Source organism: Halomonas sp. DP8Y7-1, from assembly GCF_019801685.1.
GTDB lineage: Bacteria > Pseudomonadota > Gammaproteobacteria > Pseudomonadales > Halomonadaceae > Halomonas > Halomonas litopenaei_A.
In genome coordinates this window covers 77629-98738 of the sequence record NZ_JAHVIN010000002.1, presented here as the reverse complement: position 1 = coordinate 98738, position 21110 = coordinate 77629, and the positions used below count along the sequence as shown (strand labels likewise).

General features: G+C 62.5%; 17 protein-coding genes. 5 read left to right on the top strand and 12 right to left on the bottom strand.

Going from position 1 to position 21110, the window contains the following annotated elements; genetic code table 11:
• Positions 1-113 precede the first annotated feature (113 nt).
• The 9 genes from KUV41_RS01235 to speB all read right to left on the bottom strand — a co-directional run bounded on the left by KUV41_RS01235 (position 114) and on the right by speB (position 10373).
• Complete coding sequence (locus tag KUV41_RS01235; protein WP_222483810.1) at positions 114-680, bottom strand: DUF805 domain-containing protein; 567 nt, start codon at positions 678-680, stop codon at positions 114-116.
• Positions 681-1168: 488 nt separating this feature from the next.
• Positions 1169-2617 (bottom strand): aldehyde dehydrogenase family protein, encoded by a 1449-nt coding sequence (locus tag KUV41_RS01230; protein ID WP_206944066.1) that lies wholly within the window; start codon positions 2615-2617, stop codon positions 1169-1171.
• Between the two features lie 17 nt (positions 2618-2634).
• Complete coding sequence (locus tag KUV41_RS01225) at positions 2635-3375, bottom strand: MBL fold metallo-hydrolase (protein ID WP_222483809.1); 741 nt, start codon at positions 3373-3375, stop codon at positions 2635-2637.
• Entirely contained in the window at positions 3372-4148 is a 777-nt protein-coding gene (locus KUV41_RS01220) for a carbon-nitrogen hydrolase family protein (protein WP_222164097.1), read from the bottom strand. The genes KUV41_RS01225 and KUV41_RS01220 overlap by 4 nt, the downstream gene beginning before the upstream one ends.
• 3 nt (positions 4149-4151) lie before the next feature.
• Positions 4152-5477, bottom strand: a complete 1326-nt coding sequence (locus KUV41_RS01215) for a purine-cytosine permease family protein (protein WP_222483808.1) — start codon at positions 5475-5477, stop codon at positions 4152-4154.
• Positions 5478-5682: 205 nt separating this feature from the next.
• Positions 5683-7302, bottom strand: a complete 1620-nt coding sequence (locus KUV41_RS01210; RefSeq protein WP_222164095.1) for a 5-guanidino-2-oxopentanoate decarboxylase — start codon at positions 7300-7302, stop codon at positions 5683-5685.
• Positions 7299-7925 (bottom strand): HD domain-containing protein, encoded by a 627-nt coding sequence (locus KUV41_RS01205; protein ID WP_222483807.1) that lies wholly within the window; start codon positions 7923-7925, stop codon positions 7299-7301. The genes KUV41_RS01210 and KUV41_RS01205 overlap by 4 nt, the downstream gene beginning before the upstream one ends.
• 18 nt (positions 7926-7943) lie before the next feature.
• Positions 7944-9329 carry a YjiH family protein gene (locus KUV41_RS01200; protein ID WP_206944058.1) on the bottom strand — a complete coding sequence of 462 codons (1386 nt, stop codon included), beginning with the start codon at positions 9327-9329 and terminating at the stop codon, positions 7944-7946.
• Between the two features lie 93 nt (positions 9330-9422).
• A complete protein-coding gene (speB, locus tag KUV41_RS01195; RefSeq protein WP_224852151.1) occupies positions 9423-10373 on the bottom strand; it encodes an agmatinase in 951 nt (316 codons plus the stop codon).
• Between the two features lie 236 nt (positions 10374-10609).
• On the opposite strand from speB, the gene KUV41_RS01190 reads away from it, so the two are divergent.
• Positions 10610-12148 (top strand): sigma-54 interaction domain-containing protein, encoded by a 1539-nt coding sequence (locus tag KUV41_RS01190; RefSeq protein ID WP_222483806.1) that lies wholly within the window; start codon positions 10610-10612, stop codon positions 12146-12148.
• Positions 12149-12177: 29 nt separating this feature from the next.
• Here the strand turns inward: KUV41_RS01190 and KUV41_RS01185 are convergent, their stop codons facing one another.
• Positions 12178-12690 carry a DUF805 domain-containing protein gene (locus tag KUV41_RS01185; protein ID WP_222483800.1) on the bottom strand — a complete coding sequence of 171 codons (513 nt, stop codon included), beginning with the start codon at positions 12688-12690 and terminating at the stop codon, positions 12178-12180.
• Positions 12691-13284: 594 nt separating this feature from the next.
• Between KUV41_RS01185 and KUV41_RS01180 the strand changes: the two genes are divergently transcribed.
• The 3 genes from KUV41_RS01180 (at position 13285) to KUV41_RS01170 (ending at position 16711) form a co-directional block, all read left to right on the top strand.
• A complete protein-coding gene (locus KUV41_RS01180; RefSeq protein ID WP_206944052.1) occupies positions 13285-14673 on the top strand; it encodes a YfcC family protein in 1389 nt (462 codons plus the stop codon).
• 8 nt (positions 14674-14681) lie between these two features.
• Entirely contained in the window at positions 14682-15386 is a 705-nt protein-coding gene (locus KUV41_RS01175; RefSeq protein ID WP_222483798.1) for a DUF1028 domain-containing protein, read from the top strand.
• Positions 15387-15457: 71 nt separating this feature from the next.
• Complete coding sequence (locus KUV41_RS01170) at positions 15458-16711, top strand: allantoate amidohydrolase (protein WP_222483797.1); 1254 nt, start codon at positions 15458-15460, stop codon at positions 16709-16711.
• A gap of 48 nt (positions 16712-16759) precedes the next feature.
• Here the strand turns inward: KUV41_RS01170 and KUV41_RS01165 are convergent, their stop codons facing one another.
• Positions 16760-17506: a FadR/GntR family transcriptional regulator gene (locus KUV41_RS01165; RefSeq protein WP_206944047.1), complete on the bottom strand. Its 747-nt coding sequence runs from the start codon at positions 17504-17506 to the stop codon at positions 16760-16762.
• A 357-nt stretch (positions 17507-17863) separates the two neighbouring features.
• On the opposite strand from KUV41_RS01165, the gene KUV41_RS01160 reads away from it, so the two are divergent.
• Entirely contained in the window at positions 17864-20134 is a 2271-nt protein-coding gene (locus KUV41_RS01160) for a putative bifunctional diguanylate cyclase/phosphodiesterase (protein ID WP_222483795.1), read from the top strand.
• Between the two features lie 71 nt (positions 20135-20205).
• Here KUV41_RS01160 and KUV41_RS01155 read toward each other — a convergent pair whose 3' ends face one another.
• Positions 20206-20946 (bottom strand): SDR family oxidoreductase, encoded by a 741-nt coding sequence (locus tag KUV41_RS01155; protein ID WP_206944044.1) that lies wholly within the window; start codon positions 20944-20946, stop codon positions 20206-20208.
• Positions 20947-21110 lie beyond the last annotated feature (164 nt).

Here is a 21110-nt window from a genome sequence, read left to right as displayed (position 1 = left end):
CCGACGTTATCGTCGGGGCCTAATCGATATGGGTGCTGGCTTGTCATCGCTCGCATCATTTATCCAGCGCTTTCTGCGTTAGCAGAGTCGACGGGCGGTGAAGCCAACCATGCTCAAAGCAGCACCCCGAGAGGAACGAAAAAAGGCAGAAGGATAAGGCCGAGCAAGCACCAGAACAGCGTCATGCCGGAGGATGTCGGTGGTTCAGGCGCTGGACCATACCGGTTCTCACCACTGGAGCCCTTGACGCAGTAGAGCATGATGAAGATTGCAAGATTGACCAATGGAACCAGAGCGAGAAGTAGCAGCCAACCCGATCGATTCTGGTCATTCATGCGGCGTTTGGCTTGAAGAGTCCAAAAGACGGTGAGAGGTATAGAGAGTACGATCGTTACCAATAGTACTGTACCTAGTATTGCTTCTGCTGCTGCTGATTGTGTAGTCACCGCGTAAGCCACAGCGCCTATGTAGGGCCCGTTGACGATCAGAGAGGCCAATGTGGTGCGGTTAAAATAGGTGACCCGACCGATACGGCCACGTGTGGACCACCATCCCGTCTTTTTCTCGGAACCGTGCTGGGTCATGGCTGAGCCATGCTCCGAGTCGGTATTGGAGACTGGTGGGTGGGATGTTTCAGACGTTGCCTGTGGCGAGGTTGCCGTCTCTTGGTCTGTAGACATGTGGTCAACTTCCTTGAAGTCGGGTAGGTCTTACATACGACTCGCCGCAGAGGTGTCGGGTGGTGGCGTCACTGGTAATACGGTGGAGCGAAAGCACAGGGGGGCAGAAAAGTTGCCCCGAGTTATTTGTCAAAAGGTCACCAGTCATTCGGGACTGGTAAGGTAAATAACGTTATATGATGTGTTGGCAGTAATTGTTTACCGCTGGAAGGTGTAGCCTTGGCGTCAACACAACGTGGTAATGATTTAAACAATGGGTAATGCGTAACGAAAGAGGCGTTCTCTTACGAACTAAGCCTTTTGGAAAACTACCCGGGTTGGCATATTTGCCCGTCATTCAGGCTTGCTCGTCGCCGAGGCACGATCACCGACGAGGGAGTCAAACGCCAACGCTGCGGTGTAAGCCGTGCGAGCCCCCCCTGCTGGCAGGCGCCAGCAGGGGGGCTGAGGGTGGGGATCTATGGGTGAGGGGATCTACAGGTGAGGGATCAGCCGGCGGGACCAATCAGATGCTTGACCTCGAGGTAGCCGGACATGCCCCAAGGTCCCAGTTCACGGCCAATGCCGCTGGCGCCAAAACCACCCCAGCTGGCTTCGGGCATGACCAGCTGCTCCGAGTTGTACCAGATACTGCCGGCACGCAGCGCGCGTCCAACCCGCTTGGCGCGGTCGACATCTGCAGAGATCACGGTGGCGGCAAGTCCGAAGGCGCTGTCGTTGGCAAGCGCGATCGCCTCGGCTTCGCTGTCGACGCTGCGCGCGCACAGCACTGGGCCGAAGATTTCTTCACGCCACAGGCGGCTGTCGGTCGGCACGTCCCGGTACAGGGTCGGGGCGATGAACTCGCCCTGAGCGGGCAGGTCGCGGTGACGGCCATCGCGCACGACGGTGAGGCCTTCCTCGCGGGCTATCTCAAGATAGCGCTCCACGGCTTCACGCTGTCGGGCACTGGTCATCGGTCCCATGTCGGTGCCTTCGACGAGTGGGTCGCCGAGGGTCAGGGCATCGATCCGACTTGCCAGTGCCTGATAGAGGGGCTCTGCCAGAGACCGATGCACGATCAGGCGTGATGTGGCGGAGCAGATCTGCCCCGAGTTGAAGTAGATCCCGGCCATGACCCAGTCGGCGGCGGCATCCACATCGGCGTCATCCAGTACCAGAATCGGCGATTTGCCGCCCAGCTCCAGAGAAACGCCTCGCACGCCATGGGCCGCGGCCTGCATCACCTTTTCGCCGACCACGTTGCTGCCGGTGAAGGACAGCTTGTCGACTCCCTGGTGGGCCGACAGGGGGGCACCAATGCCCTCGCCATCACCCAGCAATAGGTTGAGTACCCCGGCGGGAAGCTTGATGTCGGCGGCGATCTCAGCGATGGCCACTTCGGGCAGCGGGGTGACTTCGGAAGGCTTGAACACGATGGTGCAGCCCGCCGCCAAGGCGGGAGCGATCTTCCAGGCGCTGGTGACCAGCGGGAAATTCCAGGGCGTGATCAGACCCACGACGCCGGCCGGGTCCTCGTAGAGACGCGCGTCGACCCCTTCCATGGCATGGTCGACGAGGCGGCCCTGGCGGTCTTCCAGAGCGCGTGCCTGGGTGGCGTAGTAGCGATAGCAGGCGATGGCATCGTCGAGGTCGATGGCGGCTTCGGCCAGGGCCTTGCCATTATTGGTCGAAGAGATGCGCATCAGCGCTTCCCGGCGGGACGTCAGGGCCGCGGCAATGGCCTCCAGGTAGTCCGCCCGTCGATGCCCCCCCAGCTCTTGCCAGGCCGGAAGTGCCGCCCTGGCGCTGGCCACGGCGGCGTCGACGTCGGCGGCATCTCCCGCGGTGATTTCGGCAATCTGGGTCTGGCGGTAAGGGTCTGTCACGGCCAGGCGGCGACGACTATGGCTGTCGACCCAGGTGTTGTTGATGAACTGTTGTGTCAGTTGTTGCACGAAAGGGCTCCACAAACTCAGGAATGGCGACGCAGCCAGTCGTCGATCAGCGCGTGACAGCGTTCGCCGGAAAAACTGGGAAAATGACCACCATGAACCGTGCGGATGGGCAGACGGCGCAGGCGTTCCAGGCTCCTGGCGTAGTCATCCAGGTCGCTGTGATAAGCGTCTTCGATCAGCTCGCCATCATAGAGGATATCGCCACTGATCAGGGTTCCCGTGGACGCCTCCCACAGGGCAATGCCCCCCGGTGAGTGACCGGGAGTATGCACCACCTCGAGTTGACGGTTGCCCAGGTCGAGAATGTCGCCGTCCTCCAGCACCTCGATACGCGGTGGCGTTGGAATGCGATATCCACTGTGGGCGTAGGGCGCCGGCGGTAGCTCATCGAACATGGCGTCGTCGAGGAAGGCATCAGCCAGGGTGCGGCGGTTGTCGGGACTCGTCAGGATATCGGCTTCGGCGCGATGCACGTGGCAGCAGTCGAACTCATGGGCCGCACCGATATGGTCGAAGTGGGTGTGGCTCGCCACCGCCACAATCTCGCGTTCGGCCAGCAATGCCACTCTCTCGCGAAGCGGCACGGCACCAAGGCCGAAGTCCACGACCAGGTCACGCTCGCGACCTCGCAGGTGCCAGATATTGCAACGGTAGAACGGTTTGATTGCGGGCTCATCGATCAGGGTGATGTCGTCACCCATGCGCTGAGTACGATACCAGCGGTCGGCGCTTCCCCGGGGCAGGGTAAAGCCCGTCATTGGCAGTGTCCCTTCAGCGGGCGAAGATCCTTGAGGTAGTCCTGGTGAACGCGACTCTCATGGATACGTTCGAGATCCAGGTCGACGACCAGCACGGCGGCATCATTGCCGAGCCGGCCCAGCACCTCGCCGTCCGGCCCCGCCACCAGGCTGTTACCACAGTAATGCAGGGTGTCCTCGACGCCTGAGCGATTGATACAGGCGACAAAGCGCTGGTTATCCATCGCTCTGGCCCTGATCTGCAACTGCTGGCGGTCTGCATTGGGGACCATGTTGGCGGTCGGTGACAGAATGACCTCCGCTCCGGCCTGGGCCAGGGCCCTCGCCATTTCCGGAAACTCATTGTCGTAGCAGATCATCAGCCCCAGCTTGCCGAGGCGAGTGTCCACGACGCAGAGCTCGTCACCTGGAGCAAAGTACCGGTGCTCGCGGTCCCACAGCTGGCGCTTGTGGTAGCAGGCAAGCTGGTGGCCTTCGTCATCGAGCAGTACCGCTGAATTGGTGAGGCGGCCGTCGGCCTGGCGCAATGCCAGGCCGAACAGCACATGCAGATGATACTGGCGTGCCAGCGACGCCACGCGATCGACCAGCGCTCCCTCGTCGGCCAGCTCATCGAGGCGGTCAAACACGTTGTAGCCGGTGAGTGCCAGTTCCGGTAATGCCAGGAGGTCGGCGCCGGCGGCTTCGGCTTGTCTGCACAGGCCCTCCAGGGTACTCAGGTTGGCTGCGATATCGCCGGTAACAGGATCCGTCTGGGCCAGCATCAGGCGCATGGGTCAGTCTCCTTGCAGAACGAAACGTCGGCGGGTGAACAGCACGCATCCCAGCCAGTAAAGGCCACCGGTGATCACGAACACCGGCAGCGAGGCACCGATCGACAGCGGGGCGACCAGGGTCCAGTAGGCCGCCAGCAGGGCACCCGCCAGATAGGCGCAGATGGCGATGGCCGCCGTCGGCCGACCGAGCTGGCGCGGCGAGCGCAGCAGCTCGGCAGTGTAGCCTTCACGGCCGACCAGGTAGTAGTCGACGATCATTACCGAGAAGGCGGGAATGAACAAGGCGCCGATCAGCAGCAGGAAGTTCTGGAACTGATCGAGGATGCCGGGAATCAAGGCGCCGAACACGGTGACCACGCCGATGACCAGCGCCGGCTTCCAGAATGCCATGCCGGGAGAGACGTTCATGCAGGACAGGGTGGCGCTGTAGACCGCCATGACGTTGGTGGTCATCACCGAGAAGAAGATCACCAGCGCGGCAGGCAGACCAAAGCCGAAACCGGACAGCAGGCGAGTGGGGTCATAGGTCTGCTCCATGCCGCCGAGCACGGACAGGCCTGACACGGCAGCGCCCAGGCCCATGGCAATCATCGACGCGCAGACATAGCCACCATAGGTGCCAAGTACGGCGATCCGCCCGCTCTTGCAGTTGCGGTTGTAGTCGGCAGAGGTCGAAATCCAGGAGAACGCCGTCGCCACCACGATATCGAAGGCAATGCCGAGGGTAATACCGTTGCGGGATTCGACGGGCATCTCGAACAGTGCGCCGACGTCATAGTGCCGGTTGAGCTGATACACCACGCCGGCGGCCAGTACCATCATGGCCAGCGCTGCCCAGCGCTCGATACGCTCGATACCCAGGTGGCCGCGCAACACGATCAACACCACGATGGTCTCGCACAGTACGGTCATCAACGGCAGGTTGGAGTAGCCGGTGGTGGTCTCGATGGCGTAGTTCAGGCTCATGCCGGCCAGCAACGCCTGGATCCAGCTCCAGGCGATCAGTACCGCCATGTTCACCAGGCTGATGATCTTTGAGCCGGTAGGCCCGTAGGCGCGACGGCTCAGAGCCATGGAAGGAAGCCCTGTCCGTTGGCCCATCAGGCCCACCAGCAGCAGCGGTATGGCCCCGATCAGCGAGCCGATCAGGACCCAGGTCATGGCCACCGGAAAACGCAGGTCGGGGACCAGCAGCATGCCGGTGAGGATCGTGGTCACCACCACGTTGGCACCGAGCCACAGGGCGAAGGTGGCCGTGGCCCCCATGCTCTTGTGCTGGTGTTCGTCCAGGGTGTCGTGGCCAATCAGCCGCTTCAGCGCATTCATCGAAGAGTCCTTTATGGTTGTGATTATGGTGGTGACTACCTTGGCAGCCACCGGGTAGTGCGACCCGTGCAAGGGCTGGTCGGTGGCAGACGACGGGTGATTGCCCAGTTGCCCGAACAGCGCCTATGGGGTGGCCCGCCAGGGGGGGCGGGCAGGGAGCCAATAGCCCCCGTCGACCCACACGTGTCGACGGGGGCGCGGGACATCAGTGTTCGCCCAATGCATCGTTCCAGGCTGCTGCATCGATCTCGATCAACATCGGCCCATCCTTGGGACGATGCTCAAGAGCGCGCGCCAGCCCCGCGGGGTTCCCGACTCGGGTGGCGGCGCAGCCGAAGCCTGCGGCCAGGGTCTGGAAGTCCGGTGCCTGGATATCGACGCCCAGGCGGGTGACGCCAGCGTTATCCATGAAACGGCGGATTTCTTCGTAGCCTTGGTTATGCCACAGCAGCACGATCACCGGCAGGCGCTCTTCGACGGCACAGGCAAGCTCGGACAGGGTGAACATGATGCCGCCGTCGCCGACGAGCGCCACCACGGGCAGCGACGGCTGGCCGAGGCAAGCGCCCATGGCGGCGGGCAGGCCATAGCCGAGGGTGCCGTAGCCGGTGGAGGCATTGAAGAAGCGGCGCGGCGCATCCTGGCTGACCAGATGGTTGGCCGCATAGGTGGTGGCGCAGGAGTCCCCGACCAGAATGGCGCCAGGAAGGTTGTCACCCAGGGTGTCGAACAGCGGCACGTAGGCGCGGAAGGCCGGATCCGAGGCGAGGGACAGCGCTTCCAGGGCGGCACGGGTACGCGTGTGGCCGTCGCGTTTGAGCGAGCGGCTGGCAAAGCGGCGCGCCAGTGCTTTCAGACTCTCGCTGGCATCGGCGACGATGGCCAGGTCAGCATGCTGATTGCGGGCGAGCTGTTGCGGGTCGAGATCGATGCGGATCAGGCGGCCACCCAGCTCGAAGCCATCATCGAACACCACATCGTAGTCCGTCTCACCCAGCTCTGTGCCAATCGCCAGCACCACATCGGCGTCTCTTGCCAGTTGCCGCACGGCGGGCAACGAGGCATTGGCGCCGAGGTCGAGGGGATGGTCACGACCGAGCAGGCCCTTGGCATTGATGGTAGTGACGGTGGGGGCATCCAGCGCGTCGACCAGCTGACGGGCCGCCTCGGGGGCATCGACACAGCCTCCACCGAGCAGGACCAGCGGCTGGCGTGCCTCGCTTAACCAGGCTTCGGCCTGGTCCAGCGCATCGCTGGCCGGGGCTGCCTTGCTGATGATCGTGCGAGTGGTGCTGCCAGGGGCAGTGACCGGCGCATTGAACAGGTCGATGGGAATTTCGATATGGACGGGGCCCGGGCGAGCACCGTCGAACACCGCAAAGGCGCGCGCCAGGGTTTCCTCAAGGCTGTCGGGATCGAGCACCGTGTGGCTGAAGCGCGAGACGCCAGCGATCAGTTCGCGCTGGCCAGGCAGCTCATGCAGGCGCCCCTGGCCGCGGCCCAGGGTGTCACGGCGATTGACGCTGGAAATCACCAGCATCGGCACCGAGTCTGCCAGCGCCTGTCCCATGGCGGTCGCGATGTTGGTCATGCCGGGACCGGTGATGATGAAGCACACGCCGGGCTTGCCGGTGGAGCGTGCGTAACCATCCGCCATAAAGCCGGCACCCTGCTCGTGGCGCGGCGTGACGTGGCGAACGCCGCTGTCGTTACCGCCTTCCAGACCGCGATAGAGTTCGATGGTGTGGACGCCGGGGATACCGAAGACGGTGTCCACGTCGTAGGTATCGCGCAGCAGGCGAATCAGCAGTTCAGCGCAGGTCATACGGTGCTTCCTTGGGACATGGGAGGAGTGAGGGCGGGGTCCGGGGCCAGCGAGTAGGGCGTCCGGGCAAAGATCCGCTGAACTATGGGCTCGAAGTGCGACAGCGGCAGCGTGTCGTAGTCCGGGTCGAACGAAGGACAATCCCAGTCCCGGCAGAACGCTTCGCAGTCGGCGAACCAGGGGTGACCGCGGAAGCGCTCCCTGGCGTCCTTGTCGCCACCGACCTTGTCCCAGTAGTAGTGGCCCTGGAAGACATCGTGGTGCTGGATGATCCAGTGGGTCTTCTCACTGACGAAAGGGCGCAGGATCGAGGCCGCATAGGCGGCGTGGTCGAACAGTGCCAGCTCGTCGCCGATATCGTGCAGCAGGGCAGCGACAATCATTTCTTCATCGGCACCGGCGCGCTCAGCGCGGGTTGCGCTCTGCAGACAGTGATCGAGCCGGCTGATCTGGTAGGGCTGGTGACCCTCGCCCAGGCGGGCAAGGGTCGTCAGGATGGTGTCGGGAAGCCCGGCCAGATAGTCAGCGTCGTGGGCGGCGATCAGCGCCCAGTCCTCAGCAGTGCTTTCATCGATGCGGGTGAAGGCCGCCTTGCCGGCGGCCTGTGAGTCGTTGGAAGTCATCTCGGGTTTTCTCCCCTGTCAGCCCACCAGCCAGTGGGCCATGACGACGATGATCGGCAGCGTGATGGCGGTGCGCAGCAGGAAGATCACGACCAGCTCCCACAGCTTGAGGGGGATCTTGGACTTGAGCAGCAGCGCGCCGATTTCCGACATGTAGATCAACTGGGTCAGCGACAGACAGGCGATGACAAAACGCGTCAGCTCGCTTTCGATATCGCTGGCCAGTACCGCCGGCAGGAACATGTCGGCGAAGCCCACCAGGGTGGCGGGAGCCGCAGCCTCGGCTTCCGGCAGACCCATCCACTCCAGCACCGGCACCATCGGCATGGACAGCCAGGTAAACAGCGGCGTGAATTCCGCCAGCACCAGCGCGACGGTGCCGATGGCGATGACCAGCGGCAGCAGACCGAAGAAGATATCGGCCACGTTGAACAGTGCCAGGCGGGCAAGCTTGGCCGGTCCCGGAGCGGTTTCGGCGCGGGCGACGGCAATGCCCAGGCTGTAGCGCAAGAGGCTCTGGTTACTGGTGTTCTCTTCCTGAATCTGGCAGCCCACGGGCTCGTAGTAGGTATTCGCCTTGCGCGACAGCGGCGGCAGGCGAGGGATGATGACTGCGGCCACCAGACCCGCCACGACTACGGTCAGGTAGAAGGGAATGAACAGGTGATTGATGCCGATGAAGCTGGTCACCAGCAGCGCAAAGGCGATGGAGACGATTGAGAAGTTGGTGGCGATGGCAGAGGCTTCGCGAGCGTTGTAGTAGCCCTGCTCATACTGCTGAGTGGTGATCAGCACGCCTACGGTGCCGGAGCCCATCCAGGACGCCGTGGCATCGATGGCGCTGCGGCCGGGCAGGCCAAAGATCTTGCGGAACGGGGTGCGCACCATGGAGCCAATGAACTCCATGAAACCGAAGTCGACCAGGAAAGGCAGCAGAATGGCGGCGAAGAAGAAGAAGGTCAGCAGCACCGGCGCAAGGTCGTTGAGCATCACTCCGCCAGTGAAGGAGGCGGTGATCATCTCGGGCCCGACCTGGAAGTAGGTCATCAAGGCAAAAAGGGCGCCCAGCGCGCGCATGACGACCCACAGCGGCGCGATGTCGAACAGCTCTTTCAGGGCACCTTGGCTAGCCCAGCCGGGCTTGGTCAGCTTGACCAGCAGCGTCAGCACCAGTGATAGCGTGAGTACCACCGTGGCAATGGCCGGCAGCGCATCGCCAAGCGTGGCCTTGAGCCAGTCGGCGGCCAAGCCCATGCCGATATTGATGGTGTCGCCTACGGAGAAAGGTACCAGGAACAGCAGGATGCCGATCACAGACGGGATCAGGAACTTGAGCAGACCGTGGGTGCTTAGCTTGCCCCCTTCGGTGGTGATCTTGTCGGCAGAGTGCAGATGGGAAGACATGGGAGGGTCACTCTTTGATGTTGTAGTGTTCGGCGCTCCTTAAAGAGCGCCTCATAGGGACGAACCAGGGCCTCTCCCTGGCCCTGTCAACCGTCAGTCACGGCGCTTGACGCCGGGCAGCACGCACAGCATTTCATACAGCAGGGTGGCCCCCATCAGCGCGGTGTTGCCGCTGGGGTCGTAGGGCGGGGAGACCTCCACCAGATCACCACCCACAATGTTGAGTCCCTTGGCGCCGCGCACGATTTCCAGGCCCTGGGCCGAGGTCAGACCGCCCATTTCGACGGTGCCGGTGCCCGGTGCGACGGAGGGGTCAAGGCCGTCGATGTCGAACGAGATGTAGACCGGGCCATCGCCCATCTGCTCGCGAACCTCAGCCATCAGGGGCTCCAGCGACTTGTGCCAGCACTGCTCGGCCTGCACCACGCGGAAGCCTTGCTGGCGGCACCAGTCGAAGTCTTCAGCGGCATAGCCGGTGCCACGCAGGCCGATCTGCACCACACGGTTGGCGTCCAGCAGGCCTTCTTCCTGAGCCCGGCGGAACGGACAGCCGTGAGCGACTTCTTCACCGAACATGTGCTCGTTGACGTCAGCGTGGGCATCGATGTGGATCAGGCCAACGGGGCCGTGCTTCTTGGCGATGGCGCGCAGGATCGGCCAGGTCAGCGTGTGATCGCCGCCCAGGGTGAGCGGTACACAGTCATGGGCCAGTACCTGGTCATAGAAACCGGAGATGATGTCCAGGTTCTTCGGCAGGTTGAAGGTGTTGATCGGCACGTCGCCGATATCTGCCACCTGCAGGCTGTCGAAGGGCGCGGCCCCCGTTGCCATGTTGTAGGGACGCAGCATGCGCGACTCGTCGCGAATCTGGCGCGGCCCCAGGCGAGTGCCGGGACGGTTGGACGTACCGATGTCCATGGGAATGCCGATGAAGGCGGCATCGAGCCCCTGGGCGCTATCCTGAGTAGGCAGGCGCATCATGGTGGCTGGACCGCCGAAGCGAGGCATTTCGTTGCCGCCGAGGGGTTGGTTGAAGTCGCTCACTGGAACTCCTGACATCGCTGATGAGGTCACCTTGGCCAGACGACTGGCCAGGCATGCATAGGTTTGTTTAAGCAGGAGGTGTGCCAGTTCTGCGATTGTTATACTAAAGGCGCAAAAAATGTGCACGAAGTTGCCGTACACGGAGCGATATCCGGTGCTCGTTGATTCACTATTGAATCAATGGCGGGGCTAGCCGTGATACACTTTTGCATCAATGATGCGTTTATGGATCGCCGATGACTGACGATGCGCTGATACTTAAGACGATTATCGATACGGCGCACGATCACTTCTTTATCGTCGCGCCCGATGGCCATATACGGGACGTCAGTCCCGGAGCGGCGGCGGTCTACGGCATGTCCTGTGAAGAGCTCTGTGCCACCAGCGTGCAGCGGCTCGAAGCGGAGGGCGTGTTGACGCCGTCGGTCAGTCTTGAAGTCATTCGCACGGGCAAACCCACGCAACTGGTGCAGCACACAGGCACCGGGCGGCGGGTGATTGCCCAGGCACATCCGGTGTTTCAAGGCGAGCGCCTTATCGCCGTGGTGAGTCGCTCCATGGACTTGACCGATCTGCAGCTGTTGCAGCAGGAGTACGCGCTGCTGCAGCGACGCTTCAGCGAGCACTTGAGACGCGGTCACGCGATCGAGTCGGAGAGTGGCCTCCAGGGTGGCTTGCAAGAACAGGAGCTGGGGCATCTCGAGGTCAAGAGCCAGCTCATGGGCGAGGTGGCGCTCTTGCTCAAGCGTGTGGCCCCTACCGACGCTACCGTGCTGATGTTGGGAGAGTCAGGGGTCGGCAAGACGGCGTTCGCTCGCCAGCTTCATCGCTGGAGTTCACGCAAGGAAGGGCCGTTCATCGACGTCAACTGCGCCGCCATCCCTGAGAGCCTGTTCGAGTCCGAGATGTTTGGCTACTGCCAGGGCGCCTTTTCCGGAGCGGCCCCCGGTGGCCGCAAGGGGCTGATCGAGCAGGCTGAGGGCGGCACGCTGTTTCTTGACGAGATTGGTGAGCTGCCGCTGTCGGTGCAGACCAAGCTGCTCAAGACCATCCAGGACGGCAGCATCACGCGACTAGGGGACCGAGCGCCCCGGCGCGTCGATTTTCGTCTGGTCGTCGCCACCAATCAGGATCTCTCGGCGCGGGTCGAGGAGGGACTGTTTCGACTGGATCTCTACTATCGGCTGAATGTCATTCCCGTCACCCTGCCGCCCCTGCGCGAGCGGCGAGAGGACATTCCGGGCCTTGTCGAACGTCAGCTTGCGCGGCTCAACCGGCGCTACGGGCGAGACAAGATGCTGGCACGGGATGTCTGGCAGGCCCTGATGGGGTGGGAGTGGCCCGGCAATGTGCGCGAACTGGAGAACGTCATGGAGCGGGCTTGGCTCGCCAGTGACGATGTGATTCAAGCACGCGAAGTGCTGCCCGGCAGGCAGGTGCCCGCGGCGGCCGCGCCGGAAGCATTGGGCCAGGTGACGTCCCCGACATTCTCCCCTTCCTCGGTTGCTGCTGGCGCGGCCGCGGAGGAGATCGGGCGTGCCTCCGACGACAGTAGGAGCGTGACGGGCTCGAGGAATACGGCGGGGGACACCTGGGTGTCGCCAGGCAGGGGCGACGGGGAGGGTCTGAAGGAGACGCTTGCCCGGGTCGAGCGAGAGATTCTGGCGGACTGCTGCCGAACGCTGTCCAGCACTTACGCCATTGCCGAGCGCCTGGGGATCAGCCAGCCGAGCGTGGTGCGCAAGCTCCGCCAGCATGGGCTCAGAATCGGCTGAGCGGCGCGTGGCCGGCGATGGTACCGCCGTCAGAACAGGAAAAAGCAGCTGACCCAGATGCCTACGGTAAGCAGTGACTTGACCGCCATCACCCCTTGATGCCCCCGCTCGCGCTCACCATGCTCATTGATGGTCGTTTCGCCGGGCTGCATGACCAAGACCACCGTCAGCAGGAGATTGGCTCCGGGAAACAGCAGCATGACGCTGCAGTGGCCGCGCTGGCCCACATCATGCAGGCGGCGAACACCGTGCAGCACCAGGGGATATACGCTGACCAGTAGCCAGCCTGCCCCCACCAGCAGTCCCTCCGGAGAGACGCTGTCGTGGAGGTCGGGCGCGGTGATGATCAAGGCCCATAGACCTGCGTAGTAGCAAGAGAGGGCCAGGATGGCGTTGAGGCAGAAGTCAGCCCGACTTTCGCGTCCGCTGATGCTGTCGAACCAGTAGCCGGGCAGGCCCGGACGTGGGTCCAAGGGGTGGCGGGGCACGTTGGTACAAGACGCCACATCATCTTGAAGAGTGGAAGCAGTAGGTCGTTGCATCGGCGGATCGTCCTGAGGTTCCTGTACGAATGTCCTGGGCGAGTTTCCTGTCTGTAGTGCCTGTGCGCCGACAATGCGCAAGGGCGGAACGAACGTATGAGACTTGCTGCCATGTGCTGATGTGAATCCTACCGAGTTTCGCACTGTGACCAGATAGTCGATGGCGCAAGTTCTAGTACGATCCGCGTAAATCGTGCTGGTTCATAAGGATGATTCGGATCACCCCTGCGTAATTGTTAGGTGCTTGACGGAGAGTTGTGCAAGGGTGTCAGGCGCGTTCTGCGTTTTTTCTTTGTGTATTTGCTAGTTAGAGCAGTTTTTGTAGGCGTTATGCGCCTCAATCAGAGTAGTTTGGCAAAGGCTATGCTGCGACGTTACGCCACCCCTAGGATGATGGTCTGAAGCTTGGACGTCCGTTCCTCCCACTTCGCCGTGACATTGCACCCGGGCGATGATCTTGACCCTCTATTTATCATGATAAATACTGTGGAGCATTGCCAGGCCGTAGCCCCGCGGCCTGTCTGCTTTTGCTCCTGGTCTGCAGCCTCCACTGCGGCCGCCACCCCTTCTGTCCCACATAACAAGGACAACCTGATGAGTGTTCGTGATCAAGCGCTTGCCGAGCGCAAGAAATGGTACAGAACAGTGCCTGACCCGATGGTGCTGATCTTCTTGATTCTGCTGGCGACCTTCGCGCTGACCTATATCATTCCCGCCGGTGAATTCGAGCGAGTGATGCAGGATGGGCGTACCCGGGTCGTGCCCGACTCATTTCACTACCTCACTGACGTGGCCGCGATTTCGCCATTCGATATCTTTGTCGCGATTCCCAAAGGCCTTAACGCGGCCTCGCTATATCTGTTCATCGTCTTTATCGCGGGAGGGCTGTTTCATATCCTCCAGCGCACTGGCGCGCTCGAGAACGCTATCGGTGTAGCGGTCAATCGCGTCGGTATCGAGCGTCGCAATGTCATTATTACCGCCGGGACCTTTATCTATGGCTTCTTTGGGGTGGCCGTCGGCTTTGAAAACAACATTGCGCTGGTGCCCATCGCGGTGCTCATCGCCAGCGCCGTGGGCTGTTCCAGCCTGGTAGGCACCACCATGGCGGTGGGCGGTATCGGGGTCGGCTTTGCCCTGTCTCCGATCAATCCCTACACCGTCGGTGTCGCCCAGGGCATCGCCGAGCTGCCGACCTTCTCCGGTGCCTGGCTGCGGGCCTTGCTGGTGGTCACGTCACTGGCCCTGTTGTCCTGGTACATCTGCCGCTTTGTGACGCGGATGGAGTTTCGTGAACCCAACGACGCCAAGGCCATGAGCAAGTCCCTGGATGAGTATCGCCTGAGTGGTCGCGACAAGTGGACGCTGGTGGTGTTTGTCGGCGGCCTGGCGGCCATGCTGGTCGGTGTATTCACCCAGGGCTGGTACATCAACGAGATCGCCGGCATGTTCCTGCTGATTGCGATTGTGATCGGTATCGTCAATGGGCTGTCGGCCAATGAGATCGTCAAGCAGATGATGGAAGGTGCGTCGGGAGTCACCGCAGGAGCCCTGGTCATCGGCCTGGCAGCATCCATTCAGGTGATCCTCAAGGATGCCCAGATCATTGACACCATCGTCTATGGTCTCAGCGGACTGATCCAGAATATTCCCGCTGCGCTGTCGGCGATCATGGCCAGCGTGGTGCAGGGGGCAATCAATCTGTTCGTGCCCTCTGGCTCGGGTCAGGCCCTGGTCACCATGCCGATTCTGATCCCGGTGGCAGATCTGGTCGGCATGAGTCGTCAGTTGATGATTACCGCTTTCCAGGTCGGTGATGGCCTGACGAATCTGATCGTCCCGACGTCCGGTGGCACCCTGGCGATGCTGGCCCTGGGCCGCGTTTCCTACGAGCAGTGGCTGAAGGCGATTCTTCCGTTCATGGCGCTGGTCTACGTGCTGTCCTGGGGCGGTCTGGTGCTTGGCCACATGGTTGGCTACTGAGCCATCCCATGACGCTATCGTTACTGCACGTCAACCCAGACACTGGCACGGTGGCGGCCCTGACCGCCACCGGAGGCGTGGCGGTAGGGGGCTACGTCCATCATGCCTGGCGGGGTATCGGCGCCTGCGCGACGCAAGGTCGTGTGACCCATCCGTGGTATCCGAAGGGTATTCGCCAGGCGCTCGCCGATGATGTTCGCGCTCAGCAAGCCCTCGACAATCAAGTCGTTCAGGACCCGCAAGCGACCTTGCGTCAGTGTCTGGTGATGGATCGCTATGGAACGTCGGCGCTTCACAACGGTGCCGACAACGGAGCCGTGGTCGCATCGTGCCACTACCCTGGCGTAGCCGCGGCAGGCAACCTGCTGGCGGATCGGCGTGTCGTCAATGCGCTGTGCGACACCTTGCTGTCGTCCAGCTGCCGCAACGCCGGGGCGGTGATTGCCGCTGGCGCGATGCCGGTGTATCGCGCGGACTACGAGCGTTGCCTGCCCGAAAGCCTGGTGGATGCGCTGGAAGCGGCCTTGGGGTGTGGCGGTGATGTCCGCGGCACGCGCTCGGCGGCACTGCGCGTCGAATCCTTTCACCAGGCCCCTATCGACCTGCGCATCGACTGGTGCGAAGGGGACCTGGTCGGTGAGCTGCGCGGCCTGATACGTCGTGTACGTGAGTCGACGTTTGCCGACTTTCTGGCGGCGATGCCCCGGCGCTGATGCCTCAGCCTGGCTTCCTCTTTCTTCTTATCTGCAAGTGACTACCCACAAGACGCCTCACAGGAGATGTCATGCACCCCGATTGTGAACCGTTGGCCCTTGGCCAGCAGCTACTGGAGCGACTGGATGCCGCGGCGGAATGCTCCGAGCCTGGCCCTGGAGTGACGCGCCTATTCTGTTCCGAGGAGCATCGTCAGGTACTCGAGATCATCGCCGAGTGGATGCGCCGCGCCGGTCTGACGCCTCAGCTTGACGCCTCAGGCAACCTGGTCGGCCGTTGCGACAAGGCCAGGGCCGGAGCGCGAACCCTGATTATGGGGTCGCATCAGGACACGGTGGTAGAGGGCGGCAAGTACGATGGAATGCTGGGCGTCGCGCTGCCGCTGCTGGCGCTGGAAACTCTGAAGCAGCAAGGGATCGAGCTGGATTACGGGGTCGAGGTGGTGGCCTTCGGCGATGAGGAGGGGACCCGCTTTCAATCGACGTTGATTGGTAGCCGCGCTCTGGCCGGCCGCTTTGACCCAACCAGCCTTGAGGCGCGCGACGCCAATGGGGTGAGTCTTGGCGAGGCGCTGAAGGCGTTTGGTGGCGATCCGGAACAGATAGCGTCTCTGGCCAGGGACCCGGAGACCGTGCTCGGTTTCGTCGAAGTGCATATTGAGCAAGGTCCGGTGCTGGAGCAGAGAGACCACGCGCTTGGCATAGTGACCGCCTTGACCGGGATCGAGCGACATCGGGTCACGGTGGGAGGCAAGGCCGGACATGCCGGGACGACGCCGATGCCAGGACGGCGTGATGCGCTGGTGGGTGCGGCCGAGATGATCGCGGAGGTTGATCGTATCCTCAACGCCACCGAGGACTTTGTCGGCGTGGTGGGCAAGCTTGAGGTGCGCCCCAATGCGGTCAACGTCATTCCGGCAGAGGTGACCTTCACCCTGGAGCTACGCTCGCCCCGGCTGGAGGTTCGAGAGCAGGGGCGTGAGGCCATTCTGGCGGCCTGTCGACGGTTGGCCAGTAACCGCCAGCTGGCCCTCGAGATCGAGCAAACCTATCAGGCCGAGGCCGTGGCGTGTGCCGATGGGTTGATGCAGTCGCTGCATAACGCGTGCCGTGACTGTGAAGAGCCAGCAGACACCCTGTTCAGCGGCGCTGGCCACGATGGCTTGGCGATGTGCGAGCTGACCGATATCGGCATGCTGTTCGTCCGTTGCACCGATGGTCTCAGCCACCACCCGGACGAGGCTATCACGGCAGCCGATGCTGGGGCCGCGACGCAAGTGCTGATGCGCTTCCTCGACAGGCTGTCGGCGGATGTCTCGCGCTGATGGCTGTGACGCGTCCGTGCAGGCCTTTATGCAATGGTTCCCAAGGCCTCACTCACTGAGGAAGCCCCTGGTGACCTGGGCTTCGTTGCCTTGCATGATGCCCTGGGCCTCCAGCAGATGGTCGCGCATAAGGGTGTGAGCGCGCGTTGCATCACCCGCTTCGATGGCATCCAGAATCTCGGCGTGGTACTGGCATCCGGCAGGCCCTATAGGGTGATCCCCTGGCTCATAGAGTCGGCGGTACACCGTGAGGTCTGACAGCACCTGAGCGGTAAAGCGGATGATGAACGCCAGCAGTGGGTTGCCGCCGGACAGCTGCGCCAGCTCCTGATGAAAGTCGAGCGAGTCGATATGCTGCTGGCGCTCTGCGTGCATGTCTCCGGCGGGGGTGGCATAGCTGTGAAGGGACTCGCGCAGGCGAGCGATGTCGCTGGCGCCGACGTTGCCCGCCAGCGATGCCACCATTTCTGGCTCGAGGGCGAGCCGAATCTGGTAGATGTCCCGGACCGAGATGTCCTTGAAGTAGAGGTAGTGGCTGAGCAGCGAGATGGCTCTGGCCTCGCTCATCTGACGGATAAACACCCCACCGCCAGGGCCAGTACGGGTTTCCACCAGCCCCTGGGCTTCCAGCACCCTGATGCTTTCTCTGATCGTGCCCTTGGAGGCGCCCAGCAACGCCATCAACTCTGCTTCGCCCGGGAGACGGTCGCCGGGAGACAGCTCGCGCTCGACGATCCAGCCCTTGATGGTTTCTGCCAGTTGATAGGGACGTCTGCGGGAGGAAGTTCCGGCCATCGTGTCCTCGCTTGAAGGGTGTTGCGCCAGCATACCAGAGCCTGGGCGGAAGACGATTGATTGACGTGCCTCTCGCCGGCGCTTGGACGGCACGGGCTTTGCCGCCCGCGCCTGGGGACTGCCAGAGATTGCCAGGTATGGCGGCTGAGACAGGGGGACTTCGACTTACAGCAGCTGGTCATTGTGGCTGATATGGCGTCAGCGGATAGCTGTGACAGGCTAGACCCATGCGCTGAGCAAATCATGACGGGCATCTTCGGCTGGTGTTGGCGATAATGAACCGTGCAGGTGGGCGGCCATGGATCACGACCCTGGCTGACTTAGGGAAGACGCAAGGTTGAGAATAGGGGAACCTGCATGTCCTTTCGTGCAAGGCTGCTGCTGGTGATGCTGTTGCTGACACTCGGTATCCAGCTGGTGGCTTCCTGGGCGGTGCTGAGTGCGGTTCGCTCCGCGGCGCTGGAGCAGGGCAAGCGTGAGCTGGATGTCGCCTCGGGGGTGGCGGTGGCTCTGCTTGAAGGGTGGGGGCAGCAGTTGCTGCGCAATGTGGACCTGCTGGTCGATGACCCGCGCTTTCTTGCGGCCGTCGATGATGTCCTGGTCGACACGTCGTCGCGCCTGGCCGCCGCTGGCACCTTGCGGCAGCAGGCCGCCCGGATGGGCGCAGATACCCTGCTGTTGCTGGATGAGGCAGGGCACGTCATGGCTTCCAGCCAGCCTGCGGCAGGGTCGGGTGTCTTTGTCGACAGCTGGCGGATGCCGCTCACGACGGACGATGCGGGCGTCGTTTCCCCCAGCATTCTCAATGGGCTGGGCTACCAGCTGGTTCAGCATCCGCTACCGCCGGGGGCGGGCGCTGCCCGGTTGGCGCTGGGATTCCGTCTGGATGAGTCGATGGCGTCGGCGCTGTCCGGGTTGATTGGCAGTCAGGCCCACTTTGATGTCTCGGTGTCACCGAACGATGTTGCTCCGGGGCAGGATCACCAGGGGCTCAGTCGCCGTCTCTCCCTTTATCAGGGCGAACTAGGGCGCATTGATATTGTGGTGGAGCGCTCTCTCGAGACACTTTTGGCGAACTACCAGGACGTGAAGGTCAGTCTGGCGACCATCTTTGCGGTAAGCCTTGGGCTGATGCTGGTGGCGGTGGTACTGATCGCCCGCGGCGTCAGCCTGCCGCTGCTGCGTCTGGCGGGCGCGGCGAAAAGCGTCGGTCGAGGAGAACCGCTGGACCTCAAGCGTATGCCCAGGCAAGGCGAGTTTGGCTTGCTGTCCTCCACCCTGTTGAAGATGCAAGGGGACCTGTCACGACGGGAAGAGGACATGCGCACCCGCGCGCGGCAGGATCAGTTGACGGGACTGGGTAATCGCCAATGTGCCAACGAGGATATCGAAGCCGCCATCGAGACCGGGCGCCCCTTTACCCTGTTACGCCTGACCATCAACCACATGCGTCGGATCAACGATACCTTCGGTCACGACTTTGGTGACCGGGTACTGAGTACCCTGGCCCAGCGGCTTGCCGACCTGCCGGCCCCCAAGGTGGGGGCCTATCGCTTGAGCGGGGATGAGTTTCTGCTGTTGCTCACGGTGGCCCGCCTTGAGCCGCTGTGGCTCGAGGATACCCTGCGTGGGCTGACCCGTGAGCTGCGGCTCGACGACTCTCCCGTGTCGTTGAAGGTAGCCATGGGCGAAGCACGTTTCCCGGAGCACGGCGATGAGGCCAACCTGTTGCTGCGGCGAGCCGAGATCGCGCTGGATCGTGCACGCCAGCTACGTCAGGCCCATCAGTGCTACCAGCGCGGACAGGATGAGAGCCATCTTCGCCATCTGGCCCTGGTGCGAGACTTGCAGCACGCCGCCTACCGGGGCGAATTCTCCCTCAGGTATCAGCCGCAGGTGTCGGCGCTGACCGGACGAGTGATCGGGCTGGAGGCGCTGTTGCGCTGGGATCACCCGCAGCTGGGCTGGATTCCTCCGGATGAATTCATCGAGCTGGCGGAACGCTCCGGGCAGATTCACCAGCTGACCCACTGGGTCATCGACTCGGCCTGCGCCCAGTTGGCCAGCTGGCGTGACATGAAGCTCAAGATTCGTCTTGGCATCAATGTCTCGGCGATGGATCTGCAGCAGCCTGGCCTGATCAAGCGAGTGGAAAGCGCCCTGGATCGCTATGGGCTGCAGGGCGAACAGCTGTGTATCGAGCTGACCGAAAGCGCCTTGATGCAATCGCCGGAAATGGGCGCTCGCAAGCTTCAGGCGCTGCGTTCCATGGGGGTAGAGCTGGCCATCGATGACTACGGGACCGGCTATTCATCGCTGGCTCAACTCAAGCGCATGCCGGTTCAGGAATTGAAGATCGACAAGTCCTTCATCATGCAGCTGATCAAGGGCTCCGACGATGATGTCATCGTTTCTTCCACCATCGAGCTGGCACACCACCTCGGGCTGCAGGTCGTGGCCGAAGGGGTCGAGGACCAGGCGGTGGCCGACCACCTGGCCGAGCAGGGCTGCCACGTTCTGCAGGGCTTCTTGATTGCTCGCCCCATGGGCGGCGAGGCCATGACCGAATGGTTGAAAGAAAAAGGCGACGTCAGTCTGCGCGATGCGGCCAACGACCATCACCGCTGAACGGGATGAATCGCTTTAGCCGATGGCCTGCTCAATGCCCGCAGGATGCAGCGGGCATTGACGGTATGGGGTCAGGCAAAGCCACCGTTGGCGCGAATGACCTGGGCATTGATCCACTCGGACTCTGCGCGCATCAGAAAAGAGACGATCGCCGCGATATCCTTCGGCTCACCCAGGCGCTCCAGGGGCGGCTTCTGGGCAAAGCTTTCAATCTGCTCGGCACTTTTGCCGCGCCGGAACAGAGCCGTATCCACCGGGCCCGGGGCGACCGCGTTGACGGTGATGCGTCGACCGCGAAGCTCCCCGGCGAAGACCTTGGTCAGTGACTCCACCGCGGCCTTGGTGGCGTTGTAAAGACCATAGCCAGGCAGGTTCAAGGCCAGGGCGCTGCTCGACAGGTTGACGATGCGGCCACCGTCTTCAAGGCGCGATGCAGCCTCCCGCAAGGTATTGAAGGTCCCTCTGACATTGGTGTCGAAGTGATGGTCGTAGTCGCTGTCACTGGACTCGGCCAGCGGCACCATGCTGAGGGTTCCGGCATTGTTGACCAGGCCGTCGACGCGACCGAAACGCTGACTGGCGGCCTCGAACAGCTGGGTGACATCTGCCGGACGTGTGACGTCGGCGGCGACGGCCAGGGCGACGCCACCCTGGGCCTCGATCTCCTCCACCAGACTTTCAGCGCTCTCGCGGCTGTTGGCGTAATTGATGACCACCTGGTGGCCATCACTGGCCAGGCGTCTGGCAATGTCTGCACCAATGCCGCGAGCGCCACCGGTAATAATGATGACGCGCGTGTCTTCTATCGCCATGAGATCAGGACTCCTGGAGGTGTGCGTCCGTCAGCGTCGGTAGAAACGTCAGCCGGACAGTGGCAAGGCGCTGCCAGCAGCGCCGTTAGTGATGGCAGGCTTGTCTAGGCTTTGTCCGAAAAGTCGACGAGCGAAGGTTAGACAAGGCAAAAATTGGTGAGAAA